Origin of the sequence: Acetivibrio mesophilus, assembly GCF_004102745.1 — a bacterium.
In the GTDB taxonomy this organism is placed as follows: Bacteria; Bacillota; Clostridia; order Acetivibrionales; family Acetivibrionaceae; genus Hungateiclostridium; species Hungateiclostridium mesophilum.
In genome coordinates this window covers 1-19,391 of sequence record NZ_RLII01000023.1, presented here as the reverse complement: position 1 = coordinate 19,391, position 19,391 = coordinate 1, and the positions used below count along the sequence as shown (strand labels likewise).

The following is a 19,391-nucleotide window of genomic DNA, read 5'->3' as shown; positions in this document are numbered from 1 at the left end:
CTTGTCCGGTGGTTATGAATTTTAATGAAGTACTTTTAATTTAAACCGAGTCCTTTTCTCTTCTTCTGAATATGCGCGTCAATATCCTGTGCGACCTGTACCGGATCATCACCGAGAGCAACTTTTCCCCCGGTGAGGGATTCAACATCTTCGGTAAGAAGTTTTACAAGGTTTGGGGCTCCAGTTACAAACGGGGTTGGAGACAGATGGGTATATGCACCGTATGCCACAGCAAAGACCCCGTCAATTGTTGCCTTTTGCTCCATCCATTCGGGGGCTGTTACTGCAATTGGCAGGTCAGGTATGTCCACATCAAGATGGTCGGCCAACGCCGTAACAAGCATTGAGACTCTTCCCGTATCGGTACAGGTGCCGAAACTGAGAACAGGGGGGATTTTAAGCATGGAGCAAACTTCTTTCAGTCCCGAACCTGCCATGTTTTGAGCTGATAAATCACACAGTCCCGCTACTTCAAGAGCATGATTTCCGCAGCCGCAGCTGACAATAAGGATATCTTTTTTAATTAGCTCTTTGGCAAGGTTAATTGTGTTCCAGTTTTGCGGTCCATTCCTTAAAGTTGAACAGCTTGCAAGGGCAACAACACCTTTGATTTTTCCTTGCTTAATTACTTCAACCAATGGATCAAGCTTGTTTCCAAGGGCCCCGAGTACTGCTTCCGTCGAAAATCCGGCGATTGCCTTTTGGATTCTCTTTGGCACTGTTGCTGTGATTTTGCCATGACGTTTTTTAAAGTTTTCAATTGCCAGCTCAATTAACCGATCGGCCATTTTGTTCGCATCCTGAGGATGATATGGTATGAGTTCCTTTAATCCGGGCATACCGATAATTGTGCTTATACTCACAAGAGTTGCCTGATATTTTTCTGCATATTGGTCTATCGCCGGAGGAGAGCAGTTTTCCTCCATTGCAAGTACGTCAACTGTTCCCGTGGCAAGGAGCGGTTCGATTGTCAGCCAGTCACCTGTGAGGCCGACAAAAACGTCATCAACCGGGAATCTTTGCAAAAGCTCCTGTCCTGTTTCGATCGAACCTACAATACGCAATCCTTTTGCTCCAGCATCTTTCACCCGTTGCTGTATTTCCGGCGTTCTCGCTTTTTGCATCGTAGCTACACCAATCCACGGCTGATGTCCGTTAAATACGATATTGACATAATCCGGATCCATGATTCCTAAGTCTGTATTGACTTCATGTGGTGTAGGGGTTCCGTAGAGTATATCCTGAACCATTTCCAGACCAATCTGAGCGGTGTAAATTGTTGCAAGTCCGAGCCGTAGAGATTTCTTAGCCAATGACACGTAATCTCCGTCCACGTTTGTCAAGCAGCTTGCAACAGAATTTTGTATCTCATGAATAACTCCTGAAGGGTATATGTTGAGATTTTTCCATACAGGTTTTCGTTTTTTTGGGGCAAATGCTTCAACCATAATACTTGGCTGATCCGGGCCTTTAGACATTTCGGATTCCAATAGATCTGCAAGCTCAATTGCCATTTGACTTTCGCTTTTATTTGTATCGATTCCTACCATCTGGCATAGCCATTTTAGTTTGTTTATATCTGTAATTTTAAACGGAGTATTCCCCCGGCCAGTCTCTCTCAGGGTGCGATACGCCTCGTAGGCGTGGTGGCTGTAGGTACCTGCTCCCATAATGTTATGGAGAAGAAATTCGCGCATTGCCATTGCGTCCGGCCCGATACCGCATACTCCCTTAGTCTGACCGCCTTTTTCGCTTATTCTGCAAGGTCCATCAGAACAGAGTTTACAGCTTAATCCTTCCAGACAAAACTTACAGCGTATTTTTTCTTGCAAAGCGTATCTGTCAAATGCATTGGATAAACCATCTTCTCGTATGATTTTAAGCATTTCCTCGACGGAGTCAAGATAGCTTACTCTGCCTTCTGTTTTTTCAAGAATTGTCTCACTCATAAAAACAACCTCCTTATCTAAAGCTATTGTTGTCAAATCAATATAAATTTATGTAATATATAGTGTTTAAGCATCAAATGGCATAAATTGTTAATCTGGATAATCAAAAAGAGTTTATTTCGACCCGCTATAACGAAAAATTATATGGAAAAAGAAGCTATATAATGCACCCAACAAATTAAATAAAAAATAAGGGGAAGAATCTCATTCCCCTTATTTTTTATTTAATTGAAAATAATAATCTTTTGATTTGGCTTACGGCACGGAGTAATACATCTTTTTAACCGATGGATCTATTGGAACACCCTTTAATGTGAACAATTCACTTAAGGTCACAAATTCATAGCCCTGACTCTTTAGTGTTGGAATAATTATGTCTAGAGCTTCCGGTGTTGGATGAGGTTCGGGTTGAACATCATGCAATAGAATTATTGTGCCGTCCTTGACGCCGTTTATAATTGCCGATGCCCTCTGCTGAGCAGTTGTAGACTGAATCCAGTCATTTGCTGTTAGACCGCTTGCAAAGACCAAATTAACATTGTTGAATAATGTGGCGCTTGTTTCAAGATTTGGCGGACGGAAAAACTTAGGTGTCGTTCCTGAATATTTTAGGATAGCCGCATTTGTATCATCAATAGATTTCTTTATCTCCGCCGGACTCATATTGGCCATGCCTGAATAACCCCATGAATGGTTTCCTATCTCATGGCCCGAATCAACCATTCTTTTGATGGTAGAAGCCGTAGAATTATTAACCTTCTGACCAATTACCATGAATGTTGCCTTAACATTATATTTGTCAAGCTTATCGAGAACCCTCGCTGTAAGCACATTATCCGGACCATCGTCAAAGGTAAGAGCTACCAGCTTTGCATTTGGATTAATCGTCGGCTTTGGAACGTCAGTAGGTTGCGGACTGTTGCTGGGTTGTGGATTGCCACCGGGGAAAGCGGAGATTACGCCGAGAATATATCTTTTTAACACTGTGAGGTCAGTTGAATTAACCTTGCCATCACTGTTCACATCGGCATTATCAAGAGCAGTTCCCGTAATTTTACTTATTTCCAGCAAATGCCTTTTCAATATCGTAAGATCTGTTGAATTAACTTTTTTATCCCCGTTTAAATCACCTTTATTTTGCGAAGGTTGTGATGTAGGCGTAGGTGTAGGAGCAACACTACCGGAATCAAATGTGAAGTAGTCAATATTAACGGGACCGCTAAATACCAGATACAGATCTTTTATACCTGTAGTATTGGTTATGCTGCAGGTTTTTTCCTTATAATCATTCCAGCCACCTGTAGAAGGTATTGAAAGAGTACCTATAAGGGCACCGGATGCACTTCCTAACCTCAACTGAATATCGGTAGGTGTGTCCGCATCAGATGCAACACGGGCTGTGAATGAATTTGCACCGCTTCCAAAGTCTATTTTGTTAAATACTAGGTAATCGCCATTTTCGATATAGCCTATACCGCTTCCTCCATCGGAAGTACCTATTGTCTCAATAGTCGATGACTTAAGAGAATTGTACTCTTCAGCCTCAATTATTTCAAAAGCACTTCTTGGAGCTGGCGTAGCTGTGGGTTGGGGTGATGGCGGTGTACCGCCTACAGTAATTGACATACTGGTTACATCGGCTTTTCCGCTGCTTTGATATCCCTCTACCACTAGAGAGACTTCATACATTTTTCCCATCTTCATACCCATATTTTCCCATGCTTTAAAGTGTTCACTAACAGATATGGTTCCGCTTGTGCGCTTTGTGGTACGTACACTCCAGTACTGCTGGAAAGTTGTTACATCACCCTTGATGGAAGGTTGATCGACTCTGGTGGTCTCATATATATCGTATGTACCTCCATCAACGGTAATAGTACCCTTTGATGTTGCTCCTGGTGGCCTCCAGTTGCCCCAGCTCTCGATAATGTAATATTCTACGAGTGGGTCGGAAGTCCATCCATAGACGGATAAATACGAATTTCCGTTTGGCTGATAGTTGCAGGAATAGGTAAGTGTTATGTTTCCAAGTTGTTGGTGTGTCTGTGTTTCGTTGTATTTAAAACCTTTACGGAACAATATATTATTGATATTACTCCATTCGCAACTGAACGCACCACCATCCTTCAGAACCATAGTTCCGTTTCCTCTATCCTTCCAGTATTCAAAGTTGTACCCGCCATGAGTACCCGTCTGATTTGACGTGATTGTTTGAGCGTGTACGTTTACCGGAAAAAGGGTAAACGAGATGGTAAATGACATTAAAATCATGAAAATTACCAACAGTTTTTGCTTCATTTTATTCCCCCCTTCTTTGCTCGAACCAAGATTAAAGGTTAGAGATTACACCGAGGACATGTCTTTTTAGAATAGTGAGGTCAGTTGAATTAACCTTGCCATCACTGTTCACATCGGCATTATCAAGAGCAGTTCCCGTAAGTTTGCTTATTTCCAGCAAATGCCTTTTCAATATCGTAAGATCTGTTGAATTAACTTTTTTATCCCCGTTTAAATCACCTTTGTTTTGCGAAGGTGGTGATGTAGGCGTAGGTGTAGGGGCAACACTACCGGAATCAAATGTGAAGTAGTCAATATTAACAGGACCGCTAAATACCAGATACAGATCTTTTATACCTGTAGTATTGGTTATGCTGCAGGTCTTTTCCTTATAATCATTCCAGCCACCTGTAGAAGGTATTGAAAGAGTGCCTATAAGGGTACCGGATGCACTTCCTAACCTCAACTGAATATCGGTAGGTGCGTCCGCATCAGATGCAACTCGGGCTGTGAATGAATTTGCACCGCTTCCAAAGTCTATTTTGTTAAATACTAGGTAATCGCCATTTTCGATATAGCCTATACCGCTTCCTCCATCGGAAGTACCTATTGTCTCAATAGTCGATGACTTAAGAGAATTGTACTCTTCAGCCTCAATTATTTCAAAAGCACTTCTTGGAGCGGGCGTAGCTGTGGGTTGAGGTGATGGCGGTGTACCGCCTACAGTAATTGACATACTGGTTACATCGGCTTTTCCGCTGCTTTGATATCCCTCTACCACTAGAGAGACTTCATACATTTTTCCCATCTTCATACCCATCTTTTCCCATGCTTTAAAGTGTTCACTAACAGATATGGTTCCGCTTGTGCGCTTTGTGGTACGTACACTCCAGTACTGCTGAAAAGTTGCATTACCCTTAATGGAAGGTTGATTGACTCTGGTGGTCTCATATATATCGTATGTACCTCCATCAACGGTAATAGTACCCTTTGAGGTTGCTCCTGGTGGCCTCCAGTTGCCCCAGCTCTCGATAATGTAATATTCTACGAGTGGGTCGGAAGTCCATCCATAGACGGATAAATACGAATTTCCGTTTGGCTGATAGTTGCAGGAATAGGTAAGTGTTATGTTTCCAAGTTGCTGGTGTGTCTGCGTTTCGTTGTATTTAAAACCTTTACGGAATAATATATTATTGATATTATTCCATTCGCAACTGAACGCGCCACCATCCTTCAGGACCATAGTTCCGTTTCCGCTATCCTTCCAGTATTCAAAGTTGTACCCGCCATGAGTACCCGTCTGATTTGACGTGATTGTTTGAGCGTGTACGTTTACCGGGAATAGGGTAAACGAGATGGTAAATGACATTAAAATCATGAAAATTACCAACAGTTTTTGCTTCATTTTGCTCCCCCTTCTTATTATTTTGAAAAAATATATGCCTTCACCTTAGCAGTAAGTTGATGGCATTACAGATTCTTTTCTTTATGGCCATAAGAAAAAAATCAATAAACCTATAATTATATATTAATTATTCGCAGCGACACATTTTTTTAAGTCGCACATTTTATATAATTTCTCAAAATTATTTAAAAAGCAAAATAAAATAATGTTTGACAAGTACCGTTAAAGGGCTAAAATAACGGTAGGATCAAAAAGATTCATAGGTTCGATGCGATGCTTGATCTTGTCATAAAACACTGGCTTTTTGGGTCTGGAATAAAGGAGGATAAAATGCGGATTGAAGGAGAACTTGTAGAAGCAAGGTTTATTAAAAGGTTGAATCGATTTGTAGCTGTAGTAGAGGTTGATGGAATGCAGGAATTGGCCCATGTTCCGAATACAGGAAGGTTAAAAGAGCTATTGGAAGAGGGGGCTGTTGTCATGGTTAGAAAATATGACAGAACAGATCGTAAGACCCGTTTTGGACTCATATTGGCTAGAAAAAACGGAATATGGGTATCTATTGATTCGGCCAATGCACCCAATAGAATAATGCATGAAGCGCTGGTGCAGGGAAGGTTCGATAAGTTTCGCGGCTATAGTGAGATACGTCGGGAAGTAACTGTATTAAACAGCCGCTTTGACTTCGGACTGTTCTCTGAAGATAAAGAATACTATATTGAAGTTAAGGGTGTAACACTTGTGGAAGACAGACAAGGCTTCTTCCCTGATGCTCCAACGCAAAGAGGCACTAGACATCTAGAGGAGTTGGCAAAGATAAGACTTGGTGGAAAGGGGGCAGGAGTTGCTTTTGTTGTTCAGAGAGAGGATGCAGATGTTGTAAGACCCAATGATAGGACGGACAAGGATTTTGCCAATGCGTTAAAGGTGGCCGCAGAGGCCGGCGTTGACCTTATGGCTTATGTGTGTAAGGTTGATGCGGATCAAAGGAGAATGGATATTATTCGTGAAATACCGGTTATTCTGGAAAATGACCGAGATTGACCCTTCAGGTGCCATAATCATGGTTGTCATATATAGATGGTTTGCTTTCCGGTATCTTCTCCTAAAATCCCGAGAATTAAATTAAAAGTGCTCCGGTTTACCTTTGAGATGGTCCTCTGACTTCTCTTTGGGACTATCCTTTAGTTCCACTTTAATTTGTCCTTGTAGATCATCCTTTGGTTTGGCCTCGGGACTATTCTTTGGCTTCGATATGGGTTTTTCTTCTAAAGAACCTTTTGGCTCCGCCGCAGGTTTTTCATCAGGCTTATCCTTTGGTTCCGGATATGGCTTATCATCGGGCTTATCCTTTGGTTCCGGATATGGCTTTTCATCGGGCTTATCCTTTGGTTCTGGATATGGCTTTTCATCGGGCTTATCCTTTGGTTCCGGATATGGCTTTTCATCAGGCTTATCCTTTAGTTCCGGATGTGGCTTTTCATCGGGTTTATCTTTTGGCTCAACTATAGGGTTTTGATCATTCTTTTCTTTTGGAATCGGTTTTTCTTTTGGCGAATCCTTTTTTGGGGATTCCGGAGCAGGCCTATTTGATTCAACCTTTTTTACATTATGAACAACACCCACATCATCAATTTTGACCTTCTGCAGAGTCTCTTCAATACTTTTGGTTTTTATTTCTTCAATATCGAAATCAATGCCCTGTTCTTTGGCTTTTTCATATACAATACTTCTACCAATGGAAATTTTATTTGCATCCGCAAGTTTTTTATAGTCATAGGGGACCTCTACCACCTTTGACTCTATATTTTCACTAATATTGGTTTCCACGGCGCTTTTACATATATCAATTAATTTGCTGAATTCGATAGACTCATTGTCAACTGGGGAAATGGATTTCTTTTTGCTTTGCTCATTCAAACATGCTGATATCAAAACAGTTGATTCATTCAAATTTAGTTTTTTAATTACCTCTTTTATGGCAAAATCGACAGATTGATTCTTTAAGTCCAATTCATTTAATAAAGAATTTGTGTCATCATTGTAACAATTCACTTTAAGTATCTTGTTGTTTTTATCCAATTCAAATTCTATACTAGTATTAGAATCTATAGCAACATAGGCATATACTCCGCTATTACCAAATGGGTTAAAACAAACAAGCATGACTATAAATATTGCAGCAACTCCTGCAGCAATTCTACAAGAAAAAGCAAGGTTTTTCTTTCGATTAATAATTTCATTTTCATTGAATGAAATTTCTAATCCCACATACATACCTGGCTGTTTTATTATTGAAACAATTTTACAATCATTAGTCATAATAATTGCCAAGTTATTCTTAAACTTCAAAATAGTGCCCTTTTGCTTTACCATAATATTTCACCGTCCTATTGTATCATATATGTACTTTTTTAATATCTCAAGATCACTTTTAAGTATAAAAACCATAGCGATAATAAATTTTCTGTTTTTTTCGAGAGTTCTTCGACATAGATTAAAATGATCGGATAATTCTTTGTATGGGAGAATTTTCCTTTCTCTGAATATTCGGTATAGTGATTCATTTTCTATAATAATATTTGCTATATTAAGGCATGAAATTATAGTATCACGATGTTTTGGGGAACATTCAATCAAATCCTCAATGGACATTTTGTATTCACATATTTTTAACTCCAGATTCTTGATTTCCTCTCTAGTTTCAAAATCAATGCTATAGTCTGAATTTTTATCACATAAATACTTTTCTTCGAAGCTACAAGTGCTGTGATCATCAAAACCAGTATTATTATCATTAAAATATGAAAAAGGTACAGTGACATTGTTCTTTTTTGTGCTCCTCAAATAATCTATAAGCCGTCTTTTTATTACCTGTTTCGAAAAACTAACGAACCTTGTCTTTTTATCCAAATCATAGGACTCGATAGCTTCGTTGAAGGCAATGAGAGCAATACTGTACTCATCGCTTTGAATTAAATTATTTTTTTTACCTACGGATTGAGATACACATTTTAAAATAAAGGGTTTGAAGTCATCAATAAACTTATTTCTCAGTAAGTTGTCGCCAGATTTGATTCTTTTTATGATTTCTATAAAAGAATCTTTTTCATGCCATAATAAGTTGTAGGATTTTAAACTTATCAATGAATATTCCCTCCTCTCTATAGGACATTCGTATATAGATTCTATTTTTATTCGGTAATATATAAATAAATTGCAGCAATTAAATTATATAGCTTTTATCCTCCAAGCCAATACTGAAGAATTTAAGGGTTCAAACTTAAGAATAGCTAAAAGGTAAAATAAACCGAACAAAAAAACATTGTGTTACCGAAAGACTTCAGCGAAGGGAATTAGTGAAAATAAGCTATGTATAAAACAAAAAGAATTTTGGTTTTAAATATAGCTTATTAAATAAAAAATAAAGGAGAGAATGTGAAATGAAGAGAGTTGCAGGTTGTTTATTAACAGCAGCAGTAGTATTTTCTGTTACAACAAGTGCTTTTGCCTCAAAGGCTCCAATTCAAAATGAGATTTACAACAAACCAATAGGTCAGATTATTCATCCTAAGCACGTTGAATCTCTCATTGAAAAGGAAGAGGTAGCAAAGATTAAAGCATTGTATGAGGCAGACATTGCCAAACTAGAAGAAAGTCTTAAGGCTTTGCATGAAGAAATAAAAGCCTTGGGAAAAGTAAAACCGGTAGACGAAGAAGCAATGGCAGAATTAAAAAAAGAAGATAAAGAATTGCACGACAAGTTGAAAGCTAAGAGAGATGAGTTAAATAAGGCAATTGAAAGAGCAAAAATGGTTCTCAGGTATGGGGAAGAGGCTACAACTCAAATTGAAACAGCACAGGCCAAATTTGCAGCAGAAGAAAGTAAAATAAAAGAAAGAATAGAAGCGATAAAGGCTGAAATAGCAGCTTTGTTGGCGGCCGAAACTGTGGATGAGGATGCAGTTGCCAAATTAAGAGAAGAAGAAAAAGCATTGCATGATGAGTTGAAGACGAAGAGAGATGAATTGAAAAATCAAATTGACAGAATTAAATTGATTGCAGAGTATGGCAAAGATGTTATAGTACAGATAGAAGAACAGCAAGCATTATTTGAGAAAAAGATTATTGCATTAGAAGAAAAGAAAAATGAAGTAAAGGCAAAATTAAAAGAATTAAGAGCAGCTAAGCCAGTTGATAAGGATGCAGTTGAAGAGTTGATGAAAGAAGAAAAAATCTTAAATGATCAGATTAGACTTGAAAAGGAAACTTTAGCCAATATAATTAATGAGATTCTTTATGCTGCAATAGCTAATTAATTTTAAATGAAGTATGTAAAATATTTTGTGCAGGAATGATTAATTGAATTCCTCTTAGGTAAGAATCTTCGATTGCTACCTAGGAGGAATTTTTATTTGGCCTCAACAGTATTTAGTTCTGTACCAGTACATGGAATAGGCACACAACAACAGGACTACAGCGATCAAATGCAGCGGATTTAAATAAGAAATCATTTGACTAAATGCTACTTGTGCAACATATGCCTCTTGCGTAATTCCCCCAGCAGTTAATTTATTTGATACTACTAGATTTCTAAAAGTACTGAGTATTGTTGGAATTACGTAAACGATAGAAAAACAGCTTAAACAAAGCAGAATACCAAAACCGGTATTATATGCAGAATCAGCCTTCAGCTTATGAGAAAACAGAAAATAAATTGCAACAATAATAGCTGTTGCCAAAACTGCATTTATCGCACTTGGCCAGTCAATAAAGGGCTGATAATTGAAAACGCTTTCATCTTTTATTCTTGTAAAAAACTACAGTTAACACCTGAGTTTATATACTGGTTATTGCTTGACAAAATATGTATACTCTATTACAATGAACTGATAATTTCTGCATTGCTTTTTTGCGTGAGGAGAATTGCTTTATGGATAAAATCATTTATTTTGAGCAGGGGCTTCCTTTTTGGAGCGAACTAAATAACAGTGAGAAGGAAATGATTGAACAAAGCAGCATTAAAGCTAAATATGAGAAAGGTGTGCTTCTGCATCATTCTGAGCAAGGATGCAAGGGTATTATGCTAGTGTTATCGGGTCAACTGCGAACATACATTGTTTCAGATGAAGGGCGGGAGGTTACATTGTTTCGTATTAGACAAGGAGAAACATGTGTTTTATCAGGATCCTGCCTTATGGATTCCATTGTTTTTGACGTTATGATAGAGGCGGTGGAGGATACAGAAGTTATAACGATTCCGTCCTCTGTGCTGTCCCAAATCATGAAGGAGCATTCTCGGGTGGAGGTGTATTTATATAAAACTGCTGCAGAACGCTTTTCAGATGTGATGTGGACAATGCAGCAAATCCTGTTTATGGGAGCAGACAGAAGGGTTGCTATTTTTCTGTGGGATGAGTTGACCAAAAGCAAACATACAACCATATGTCTAACGCATGATGAGATTGCCCGTTATATAGGCAGTGCAAGAGAAGTTGTTACAAAGGTATTGAAGTACTTTGTACAGGAGGGCGTGGTCACTTTGAGAAGAGGAAAAATTGAAGTTATTGATAAGAATAAACTTAGAAAGTATTTGTAATGTGATTTGATTACATACGCCACTTTGGTTTTCTGGTAATATCTATTCAGAAGACTAAGGTGGTTTTTTTATGGAGGGATAAAGATGCTAGCGAAGAAATATGCTGTTGTTGACCAAAGCCGTTGTGTTGCCTGCGGTGAATGCACTCATGTCTGCCCAAAAGAAGCAATTAGTGTGCCCCATGGGTGCTTTGCTGCGGTAAATATTGAAAAATGTATCGGATGCGGGAAGTGCGCAAGGGCGTGCCCTGCCGGATGCATTAAAGTCAATTTGATTCGTCAAGGTATTTAATTAATGAGAGACAGGGGGAGAAGCTATGAGGAGTAAGCATTGGTATGATTATCTTTGGATTTGGTCAATAATCTATTTTTCACTGGGTTTTTTTAATATTTTGTTTGCATGGTTGGGAATGATTGATTTTCTGTTGCCGATTATTATTGCGGTATTTCGCGGGAATAAATGGTTTTGCAACAACATGTGTGGCCGGGGGCAGTTGCTTTCTAAATTGGGAGGCGCACTTAAGTTTCTTGGAAACAAGCAGGCTCCCCGATGGATGGCATCAAAATGGTTTAGGTATGGTTTTCTTGGGTTTTTCCTTACTATGTTCTCTAATATGGTGTTCCAGACATATCTTGTCGCAGCAGAAGCGAGATCTTTAACAGAAGCAATAAAGTTATTCTGGACATTCAAAGTGCCATGGGGTTGGACCTACACGGCAGGAACCGTGCCGGATTGGATTGCGCAGTTTAGCTTCGGATTTTATAGTTTGATGCTTACATCCATGTTAATTGGACTCATTGTAATGGTGCTTTATAAGCCAAGAACATGGTGCACCTTTTGTCCAATGGGAACTATGACTCAATCCATCTGCAAATTAAGAAGCAAATCTAATCAGAATAATAATTAAAGATGAAAAATATATATTGAGCCTAAATATGTTTTTCAAGCCTATAGATAATGGGCATTGCAATAATTCCTCCTATTAGTGCCGTCACAAGCTGAGGCCATCCGAAAGCGGCGTTGGCTAAAGCCATTGCGTTATTTGCAGGCAACAGTTTGAAAAATGGAATGATGTAAAGGAGAGAACCATAAATAACTGCAAATTTCGCAATCGAACCTAAGATTATACCAATAACTTTTTTCTTTCTAAAAATATAGAATACAAGTACAAGAGCAAAGTTCCCCAGCGCTATAAACGGAGCTAACGGTAAAGGCATTGTGGCGCCAGTCAGTATGGCCCCGTAAGGTGCCAGAAAGGATATTGCTGCCCCGCTAAAAACCCCAACCAAACCTGCAGATATAATGAGGCAGGCGTTAACTAAAGGCCCTACTATAAAGTTGCTGTTTTGTCCTAGGGGGATAAGCCGTCCCAGAGACTGAAAAACTATAGTTAATGCCAGAAGCATTGCCGTTCTTATTAAATATTTGAGCTTATTATTATTCATTTTAAATTCCTTTCGTTTCTAATATTTTAGGATATTAATTTTATACTTACTATTATTTTTTATCCGGAGTGCGAGAAATAATACGTATATTGTAGCTATTCTTTGAGAGCAAATCAAGTATAATAAATCATCTCATATGACTACCAGATGATGGGATAACGCTGGTAATTATTTTAAATAATACAACTACGGCCAATATGGGTGTAAATGGTAAGTGGTTTTTGGATTTACTTACATTTATGTAAATTTTGATTTAATTAGGTAACCTCTAAATTGTAATAGAAGTTTAGCCGATATTATATAAAAGTATGATACGTTAAATAATTTTGGAAATCTTAATAAAAATTTTAAAGGAGAATGCTGAAATGAAAAGATTTTTTCCCTTAGCGATTGTTTTGGTAATTATCTTTGTGTTGACAGGATGCAAAAGTGTTGAAAGTTCAGGTGGCGATAATGGCACTCAACCAGTTGAAAGTACGGCAAAGGATCAAAATAATGAAAAAGAAGTGCAAAAAGATCTTGTAAAAAATGAAACTGCTGAAAATGAGCTTCAAGTTTCGTGGTTTGAAAATCCCCCACATATATTCATCGACAAGCAAAGTGGTGAATTGACAGGTGCTGTATATGATTTGCTTGAGCAAAAAATAGCACCAAAAATGAATGTAAAACTTGTGTGGGATAAAGAAGGAACCTCTATTCCACGGCAAACAGCCAATTTTGAAGCTAATACAAAACCTTTTGCGTCTGCCTTGCTTACCAAAAATCCCGAAAGAGAAAGTGTTTCTATATGTTCCGAGAAAATCTTTTTTGACAGTCAAACTGCAATAGCAGTAAAAAAGGATAATCCACTAAATGAAATTAAGAAAATTGATGACATACTAGACCTTAAAATCGGATATGCTGAAAAAAGCTTTGTAAGTGAGTTTATGAAAGATCCTAGGGTACAATTTGATTTGGTATCTACAAGCAACTATCACGAAACAAATTTAAAAAGGCTTATGTCAGACAGGATAGATGCAGTTTATGCTCCGGACAAAGCGGCATTTTTAGAATTGATGAAGCAAATGGACTTGGAAGATGATATAAAAATACTTGACATTCCTGAAAGCAAAGCAGGTTTTTACGTGGTATTTTCCAAAGCTGCAAATGAGTTTGCAGAAAAATACAATGAAGTAGTAAAAGATATGGATTTAGAAAAAGAGTATCTTGACATGCTGGCAAAATATATTGACACATCAAAGCTGTAATTATGGTTGTTGTACTATAGAATCAGTAAACATTCTCTTTTCCAAATTAAATCCTTGGAGGAATTATAATGAATTTTTTACTACAATTAAGAGATAAATTTTTAAACAATAATTCTAAAGCAAAGGAAACTAAATTTGGACAGTTTAAGAAAATATCATTACGTTTTTGCGTGCCAACGATAATTAGTGTCATTGCCTTTTTGCTAGTGTATAATTTTTTTGTTGCAATTATTGCTTATAATTCACAAAATAAAAGCTTGAATGAAAGAGCAGAAGGGCTTTTAAGGATTGCCGAAGTGTCCTCTGTTGAACCCCTATGGCAATTGAATTTTGCTGCACTTGAAGCTATGGCGAGTTCTTTGATGGAAAACAATGAAGTTGCCGCTATTGAAATATTCGACTATAATAATGAATCCTTATTTAAGAAAGAAAAAGATGGTGATCAGTACCTTGAGAAAAATTTGTTACCTCCTCTAGAATGTGAGGTTTTAAAAAATGAAGAGAATATTGGGAGAATAAAACTAACGATTACTAAGTACTATGCTAGGCAAGAAATATATAAAAATATAGTTAATGCACTAGGACAGGCTGTGATAATTACTCTTATCCTTTGGGGGATAATTTTGTTGGTTTCTAGGGGTATCGTAAGATCTATAAAAAAGCTCTGCGAGTTTGTTGATAAAATATCTAATGGAGATTTTACCTCCACCGTCGAGATTGATTCAAAAGATGAGATTGGTTTTTTAGGACAAAAAATTCTCGAAATGTCAGCTAATCTTTCACATTTAATAATTAAAATAGATGAAACTTCAAATTTATTGAGTGCTTCATCAACCCAGCTAGCTAAATCCACAAATATGAATTATAAACTGAATAAGGAGATATCTCTTGCAATTGAACAAATAACACAAGGTGTTACACAACAAGCAATGGATATAAATGAAGGTGTTCAAGAGGTTAATGATCTTGCAGATATAATTGAAAAAGTAATTGCGTCAACAAACATTCTCGAAGAGGAAATAACAAACACAGAAGAATTAAAAAATATTGGTATGGAAACTATTGATAGTCTTAGTAAAAAAACCAAGAAAAATACTGAGTTTTCAAGCAAGATAAGTGAAACTTTACTAAATTCTCAAAGAGGGGTAGAGCAAATAGGCAAAGTATCGGAAACCATATCACATATTTCATCCCAAACCAATCTTCTTTCCCTAAATGCAGCTATTGAAGCAGCAAGAGCCGGAGAAGCGGGAAAAGGCTTTGCTGTAGTTGCAGAGGAAGTCAGAAAGCTGGCGGAACAATCATCTAAATCTGTTAACGAAATAAATAAGATAATAAGGGATATACAATTAAATTCAAATAATATGGAAGAAATGATAATTGAAATAAATGATATTTTAGAAGACCAAACAAACTCTATGGCTCAAACTAACAAGATATTTAATGAAATTGCAAAGGCAATACAGAATACAAAGCTTAGAGTAGAAGACGTGTTTTCACTAGGAAGCAATATGGAGGTAAAGAAGAATAAAATAGTTGAAATGATAAACGATTTGTCAGCAATTATGGAAGAAACAGCATCCAGTACTCAGGAAGTATCTGCGTCGGTGGATGAATATTCAAAAATGATTGAAGAACTCAATGTCACAAGCTCAGAGATGGAAAATACAGCCATATCCCTTTCGGAATCAATAGGGAAATTCCTTGTGCAATAAAACAAGGTACGGCACTCTGTTTGATGTTGTACCGCAACAAAAAGGATATTTTGATGAGGGTCAAAAATATCTCCGTAAAGAAGTTTTATTGTACACTTACTCAATCCATACCGCAGAATCAAACAGTTGATTAACCAATTCTGTATATTGTGATGAGTTGTGGCATTTTTTGATTTTTTTCAATAACCTTTTATCCATGCATATATGGACTTGCAGATAATCCCAGAGTTCCTTCATTTTATCCGATAAATGCTTATCCCCTGAAAGTTGGGTTTGGTAATAGTTAAAAATATCATCGTGAAAATCACGAATTATACTAATTTTATCCTCAGAGGGTATGTTGTGACCTTTAATCCTGGACGGAAGAAAAGGGTCACTTAAAGCTCCTCTGCCCAGCATTATATTTTTTACTGTGGGCAAACAGGAATTAATGTGAAGATAATTATCATAGGTGGAGATGTCACCGTTATAGGTTATCTCGTGTTTGCAGGAGGTGGCGAGAGTTTTAAATGCATCCAAATCCACTTGCCCTGTGTACATCTGCTCTCCAGTGCGGGCATGAACTATTACGCCGCAAAGAGGATATTCATTTAGCACTTCCATGACGTGAAGTCCTTCCTCAGGATCCTTCAGTCCCAGTCTCATTTTTATTGAGACCTTGTAAGAATTGTCGGAGCAGGCAGTATCAAGAAACTTCTTTATCATATCCGGATACGGTAATATACCGGCTCCTCTTTTTCTTCCTGTTACCATAGGATAAGGACAGCCTATATTCCAGTTGATTTCATTGTATCCCATAGCTGAAATAGCATAAGCTAAATTCTTGAAGAGAACACCGTCATTGCCAAGAAGTTGCGGAACAACATTAATTGAACTGTCATTGCGTTCGGGAAGAAGGTCTTTTAGAAGTAAATTGCTTATTTTCTTTGTTTCCGAAAGCCCGATAAATGGGGCATAGTACGCATCAATACTACCGAAATGCCGTGCAAATGCATTCCTGTAACATGCAATTGTCATACCCTGTATTGGGGCCAAAAAAAGCTTCATGATCACACACTCCAAAGAAAAGTTTAGAATTTGTCCAATATAGTGTTTCTAAAATATTTACTTAATGAAAATCCTGCGAAATAGTTGAATCTTCAAGATACTAGGATTTTTTACACAGTAAATTGTGGATACACTACTAGTTTCCATAGTATACGCAAACGCATATAAATGCAATACAAATTATGTGGATCCTCATGAACATAAAAATAGATTTCAAAATCAATACGTCAATAGAGCAAAAAATGCTTTTAGGGGAAGGCTCAGAATACGAGATCAGGATTGTGCTGCCTGAGATTTATTTTGAAAGGAAAATAAAAGGCCAGGATACGGCTCCTGACCTATGATGGCTGATAACTTTGATTAAAATTTTGAAAACCCATGTTCTTTTTTTAGACTTTCCACATATTTGTAGTGTTCAAGGTTTTGCAGTTTTGATGCTGCTTCCTCATCGAGCACAACAGTTATGTTGCCACTGTGTAGCTGTATGGCTGATGCAGTAATCTGCGATGTTACAGGACCTTCCAGACATTTGGCCACAACATCAGCTTTTTTTGCACCGTTTACAATCATTAGAATGTTTTTTGCCTCTAAAATGGTTCCTATTCCCATTGTAATGGCGAAGTGTGGCATTTGGCTCCTTTCAATATTGGCTTTTTTGTAAAAAGCTTCATAATTGTCGTCCAAAGTTTGCTTGGTCAACACCTGCACTCTAGTTCTTGAGGCGAGGGATGAGCCGGGCTCGTTAAATCCCCAATGGCCATCGCAACCTAGCCCTAAAAGCTGCAAATCAATACCTCCAGCCTTTTTAATCTCTTCTTCGTACCATTGGCAGTACTTTTCAGGATCTTTTGTAAGACCATCGGGAATATATACATTTTCCTTTTTGATGTTGATGTGGTTGAGTAGCTCCTCGTGCATAAATCGTGCATAACTTTGATCCATATCATAAGGCTTATTCAAATCTATTCCTATCCCGAGGTATTCATCGAGATTAAAGGTTTTTACCTGTGAAAAATCAAGCCCCTCTTCCCGGTGCATTCTGACAAGTTCCCGATAAGTGCTTATTGGCGTTCCGCCGGTTGCAAGACCAAGGACGCAGTTGGGTTTCGATTTTACATATGAAGCGATAATTTTAGCGGCATATTTGCCCATTTGCTCATAATTTTCTTTTATGATAATATCCATTTACTGTTCCCCCTTATTAGCCATGTTCAATTGCGAATATCAGTATTTCTATTTTATTATACATGATTTTTTTAGTTTTTGATTCAACAAAGATTGAAAAATACTGAGACACTTTTTGGGATAGAGTATAATATTATACTAGGTCGATTTGAGTTTTTGGTAAGAGGTGAATAATGAAGCATTTGTTTATCATTAACCCGTACGCCGGTAAAGGTCGCGGTGTTGAATATGTTGAAAAAATAGAAAGGTATTTTGAGAAGAACAAGGAGCTTGGCAATGAGGAGCCTTATTATATAGAATTTACAAAGGGTCCCGGGGATGCTACTGAAATTGCACAAAAATATGTAGCAGATGACCGGTATAGAGTCTATTCGATTGGGGGAGACGGGACTTTAAACGAAGTTCTAAACGGTGTTATGGACAGCTCAAGTAGCCTTGCGGTAATTCCTTCAGGAAGCGGGAATGACTTTTTTAGAAATATAGGAGATATCGCTGACCCAAGCCTTCTATACCGGACAATAAACGGAACGGAAAAATATATTGATGTTGGCAGAGTAAACGGTCGTTATTTTTTGAATGTTGCATCTGTGGGAATTGATGCGGAAATTGTGGCTAATGCACGCAAGTTCAAAAAGAATCCTTTGTTTTTCGGCATGGGCTCTTATGTCGCAGGAATTTTTTATACTGTGTTTCGATATAAAAGTTTTAATTCTGCAATAACTGTTAATGGTATGGATTACAACAGAGAAACTCTCCTGCTCGCGGTTGCAAATGGCAAATATTACGGAGGGGGAATGAAAATTGCTCCTGGAGCGAACATTAATGATGGTAATTTCGATGTTTACCACATCGATAGGGCGAATCCGCTTAAAGTCGTATTTTTCTTTCCGAAGCTAATCAAAGGCAAGCATGAGGGGATTAAAGAGGTCAGATATTTTGTGTCAAAGGAAATCAAAATACGTTCTGAAGAAGGCTTCCTCTTGAATGTCGATGGTGAAATTTTCGACTCTTATGAAGCGACTTTTGATATTATTCCCAATGGATTGAAGCTGGTAGTTCCATCAAAACATTCAAATTGACATTATATCGGATATGTGACATATTTACATAAAAGGATAAATAACACAATATGTGGATGGTTAGTATTATTTCTATTCCTTATAATAGAGGGGGTGGAAAATGTTGATAAAAAATGAAATAGATAATATATTATATGAAGATGCTTTATCCTTATTATTTTCTAAAAACTATGAAAGAGTATACAGGCTTGCATTATCTCTTACATACGATGAAGAATTATCAAAAGACATAACTCAAATAACTTTTATGAGCGCATTTGAAGGATTATGCAAGCTAAAAGACAAGTCTAAATTCGATGTTTGGATTCGTACTATAGTGTAGAGCGACAAATTGTTTTTCCCTGTTAGATTGCTAAAGCGTCAAATTAAAATTACTTTTACCTATAAATCAAGAAAATAATCTGCTGAAAAATACATCAAAATACCATCTGATCTATTGCCAA

General features: G+C 37.5%; 18 protein-coding genes. 10 read left to right on the top strand and 8 right to left on the bottom strand.

The window, feature by feature from the left end:
* Window positions 1–35: 35 nt before the first annotated feature.
* The 3 genes from cooS to EFD62_RS13710 all read right to left on the bottom strand — a co-directional run bounded on the left by cooS (window position 36) and on the right by EFD62_RS13710 (window position 5,631).
* Window positions 36–1,949 (bottom strand): anaerobic carbon-monoxide dehydrogenase catalytic subunit, encoded by a 1,914-nt coding sequence (gene cooS / locus EFD62_RS13720; RefSeq protein WP_128706288.1) that lies wholly within the window; start codon window positions 1,947–1,949, stop codon window positions 36–38.
* Between the two features lie 255 nt (window positions 1,950–2,204).
* Window positions 2,205–4,247 carry a glycoside hydrolase family 11 protein gene (locus tag EFD62_RS13715; RefSeq protein WP_128706287.1) on the bottom strand — a complete coding sequence of 681 codons (2,043 nt, stop codon included), beginning with the start codon at window positions 4,245–4,247 and terminating at the stop codon, window positions 2,205–2,207.
* A 31-nt stretch (window positions 4,248–4,278) separates the two neighbouring features.
* A complete protein-coding gene (locus EFD62_RS13710) occupies window positions 4,279–5,631 on the bottom strand; it encodes a glycoside hydrolase family 11 protein (protein ID WP_069195969.1) in 1,353 nt (450 codons plus the stop codon).
* A gap of 330 nt (window positions 5,632–5,961) precedes the next feature.
* Between EFD62_RS13710 and sfsA the strand changes: the two genes are divergently transcribed.
* Window positions 5,962–6,675 (top strand): DNA/RNA nuclease SfsA, encoded by a 714-nt coding sequence (gene sfsA, locus EFD62_RS13705; RefSeq protein WP_069195970.1) that lies wholly within the window; start codon window positions 5,962–5,964, stop codon window positions 6,673–6,675.
* A gap of 81 nt (window positions 6,676–6,756) precedes the next feature.
* On the opposite strand, the gene EFD62_RS13700 is transcribed toward sfsA, so the two are convergent.
* Window positions 6,757–8,007: an anti-sigma-I factor RsgI family protein gene (locus tag EFD62_RS13700; RefSeq protein WP_235832655.1), complete on the bottom strand. Its 1,251-nt coding sequence runs from the start codon at window positions 8,005–8,007 to the stop codon at window positions 6,757–6,759.
* Between the two features lie 6 nt (window positions 8,008–8,013).
* Complete coding sequence (locus EFD62_RS13695; protein ID WP_069195971.1) at window positions 8,014–8,778, bottom strand: sigma-70 family RNA polymerase sigma factor; 765 nt, start codon at window positions 8,776–8,778, stop codon at window positions 8,014–8,016.
* Between the two features lie 296 nt (window positions 8,779–9,074).
* Here EFD62_RS13695 and EFD62_RS13690 point away from each other — a divergent pair, with 296 nt between their 5' ends.
* The 4 genes from EFD62_RS13690 to EFD62_RS13675 all read left to right on the top strand — a co-directional run bounded on the left by EFD62_RS13690 (window position 9,075) and on the right by EFD62_RS13675 (window position 12,137).
* Window positions 9,075–9,950 carry a coiled-coil domain-containing protein gene (locus EFD62_RS13690; RefSeq protein ID WP_069195972.1) on the top strand — a complete coding sequence of 292 codons (876 nt, stop codon included), beginning with the start codon at window positions 9,075–9,077 and terminating at the stop codon, window positions 9,948–9,950.
* A gap of 614 nt (window positions 9,951–10,564) precedes the next feature.
* Window positions 10,565–11,230: a Crp/Fnr family transcriptional regulator gene (locus EFD62_RS13685; RefSeq protein WP_069195973.1), complete on the top strand. Its 666-nt coding sequence runs from the start codon at window positions 10,565–10,567 to the stop codon at window positions 11,228–11,230.
* 84 nt (window positions 11,231–11,314) lie between these two features.
* Window positions 11,315–11,521, top strand: coding sequence for a 4Fe-4S binding protein (locus EFD62_RS13680; protein ID WP_069195974.1), 207 nt, complete (start codon window positions 11,315–11,317; stop codon window positions 11,519–11,521).
* A gap of 25 nt (window positions 11,522–11,546) precedes the next feature.
* A complete protein-coding gene (locus tag EFD62_RS13675; RefSeq protein ID WP_069195975.1) occupies window positions 11,547–12,137 on the top strand; it encodes a 4Fe-4S binding protein in 591 nt (196 codons plus the stop codon).
* A gap of 22 nt (window positions 12,138–12,159) precedes the next feature.
* On the opposite strand, the gene EFD62_RS13670 is transcribed toward EFD62_RS13675, so the two are convergent.
* Window positions 12,160–12,675, bottom strand: coding sequence for an ECF transporter S component (locus EFD62_RS13670; RefSeq protein WP_069195976.1), 516 nt, complete (start codon window positions 12,673–12,675; stop codon window positions 12,160–12,162).
* Between the two features lie 365 nt (window positions 12,676–13,040).
* Here EFD62_RS13670 and EFD62_RS13665 point away from each other — a divergent pair, with 365 nt between their 5' ends.
* Entirely contained in the window at window positions 13,041–13,922 is an 882-nt protein-coding gene (locus tag EFD62_RS13665; protein ID WP_069195977.1) for a transporter substrate-binding domain-containing protein, read from the top strand.
* Between the two features lie 68 nt (window positions 13,923–13,990).
* Window positions 13,991–15,637 (top strand): methyl-accepting chemotaxis protein, encoded by a 1,647-nt coding sequence (locus EFD62_RS13660; protein WP_128706286.1) that lies wholly within the window; start codon window positions 13,991–13,993, stop codon window positions 15,635–15,637.
* Window positions 15,638–15,733: 96 nt separating this feature from the next.
* On the opposite strand, the gene EFD62_RS13655 is transcribed toward EFD62_RS13660, so the two are convergent.
* Window positions 15,734–16,684: a tRNA-dihydrouridine synthase family protein gene (locus EFD62_RS13655; protein WP_069195978.1), complete on the bottom strand. Its 951-nt coding sequence runs from the start codon at window positions 16,682–16,684 to the stop codon at window positions 15,734–15,736.
* Between the two features lie 194 nt (window positions 16,685–16,878).
* On the opposite strand from EFD62_RS13655, the gene EFD62_RS17520 reads away from it, so the two are divergent.
* On the top strand, window positions 16,879–17,028 hold the full coding sequence (locus EFD62_RS17520) for a hypothetical protein (RefSeq protein ID WP_155522901.1): 150 nt from the start codon (window positions 16,879–16,881) through the stop codon (window positions 17,026–17,028).
* A 16-nt stretch (window positions 17,029–17,044) separates the two neighbouring features.
* Here EFD62_RS17520 and nagB read toward each other — a convergent pair whose 3' ends face one another.
* On the bottom strand, window positions 17,045–17,869 hold the full coding sequence (gene nagB, locus EFD62_RS13650; RefSeq protein ID WP_069195979.1) for a glucosamine-6-phosphate deaminase: 825 nt from the start codon (window positions 17,867–17,869) through the stop codon (window positions 17,045–17,047).
* 173 nt (window positions 17,870–18,042) lie between these two features.
* On the opposite strand from nagB, the gene EFD62_RS13645 reads away from it, so the two are divergent.
* Both EFD62_RS13645 and EFD62_RS13640 read left to right on the top strand, forming a co-directional pair.
* Window positions 18,043–18,948, top strand: coding sequence for a diacylglycerol/lipid kinase family protein (locus EFD62_RS13645; RefSeq protein WP_069195980.1), 906 nt, complete (start codon window positions 18,043–18,045; stop codon window positions 18,946–18,948).
* A 100-nt stretch (window positions 18,949–19,048) separates the two neighbouring features.
* On the top strand, window positions 19,049–19,270 hold the full coding sequence (locus EFD62_RS13640) for an RNA polymerase sigma factor (RefSeq protein WP_069195981.1): 222 nt from the start codon (window positions 19,049–19,051) through the stop codon (window positions 19,268–19,270).
* The last annotated feature ends 121 nt before the right edge of the window (window positions 19,271–19,391 follow it).

Coding starts and splice junctions, on each gene's coding strand:
- sfsA (WP_069195970.1), top strand. CDS start 5,962: ATGCGGATTGAAGGAGAACTTGTAGAAGCAAGGTTTATTAAAAGGTTG.
- EFD62_RS13710 (WP_069195969.1), bottom strand. CDS start 5,631: ATGAAGCAAAAACTGTTGGTAATTTTCATGATTTTAATGTCATTTACC.
- EFD62_RS13700 (WP_235832655.1), bottom strand. CDS start 8,007: ATGGTAAAGCAAAAGGGCACTATTTTGAAGTTTAAGAATAACTTGGCA.
- EFD62_RS13685 (WP_069195973.1), top strand. CDS start 10,565: ATGGATAAAATCATTTATTTTGAGCAGGGGCTTCCTTTTTGGAGCGAA.
- EFD62_RS13660 (WP_128706286.1), top strand. CDS start 13,991: ATGAATTTTTTACTACAATTAAGAGATAAATTTTTAAACAATAATTCT.
- EFD62_RS13680 (WP_069195974.1), top strand. CDS start 11,315: ATGCTAGCGAAGAAATATGCTGTTGTTGACCAAAGCCGTTGTGTTGCC.
- EFD62_RS13690 (WP_069195972.1), top strand. CDS start 9,075: ATGAAGAGAGTTGCAGGTTGTTTATTAACAGCAGCAGTAGTATTTTCT.
- EFD62_RS13655 (WP_069195978.1), bottom strand. CDS start 16,684: ATGAAGCTTTTTTTGGCCCCAATACAGGGTATGACAATTGCATGTTAC.
- EFD62_RS13645 (WP_069195980.1), top strand. CDS start 18,043: ATGAAGCATTTGTTTATCATTAACCCGTACGCCGGTAAAGGTCGCGGT.
- EFD62_RS13715 (WP_128706287.1), bottom strand. CDS start 4,247: ATGAAGCAAAAACTGTTGGTAATTTTCATGATTTTAATGTCATTTACC.
- EFD62_RS13670 (WP_069195976.1), bottom strand. CDS start 12,675: ATGAATAATAATAAGCTCAAATATTTAATAAGAACGGCAATGCTTCTG.
- EFD62_RS13675 (WP_069195975.1), top strand. CDS start 11,547: ATGAGGAGTAAGCATTGGTATGATTATCTTTGGATTTGGTCAATAATC.
- nagB (WP_069195979.1), bottom strand. CDS start 17,869: ATGGATATTATCATAAAAGAAAATTATGAGCAAATGGGCAAATATGCC.
- EFD62_RS17520 (WP_155522901.1), top strand. CDS start 16,879: ATGAACATAAAAATAGATTTCAAAATCAATACGTCAATAGAGCAAAAA.
- cooS (WP_128706288.1), bottom strand. CDS start 1,949: ATGAGTGAGACAATTCTTGAAAAAACAGAAGGCAGAGTAAGCTATCTT.
- EFD62_RS13665 (WP_069195977.1), top strand. CDS start 13,041: ATGAAAAGATTTTTTCCCTTAGCGATTGTTTTGGTAATTATCTTTGTG.
- EFD62_RS13640 (WP_069195981.1), top strand. CDS start 19,049: ATGTTGATAAAAAATGAAATAGATAATATATTATATGAAGATGCTTTA.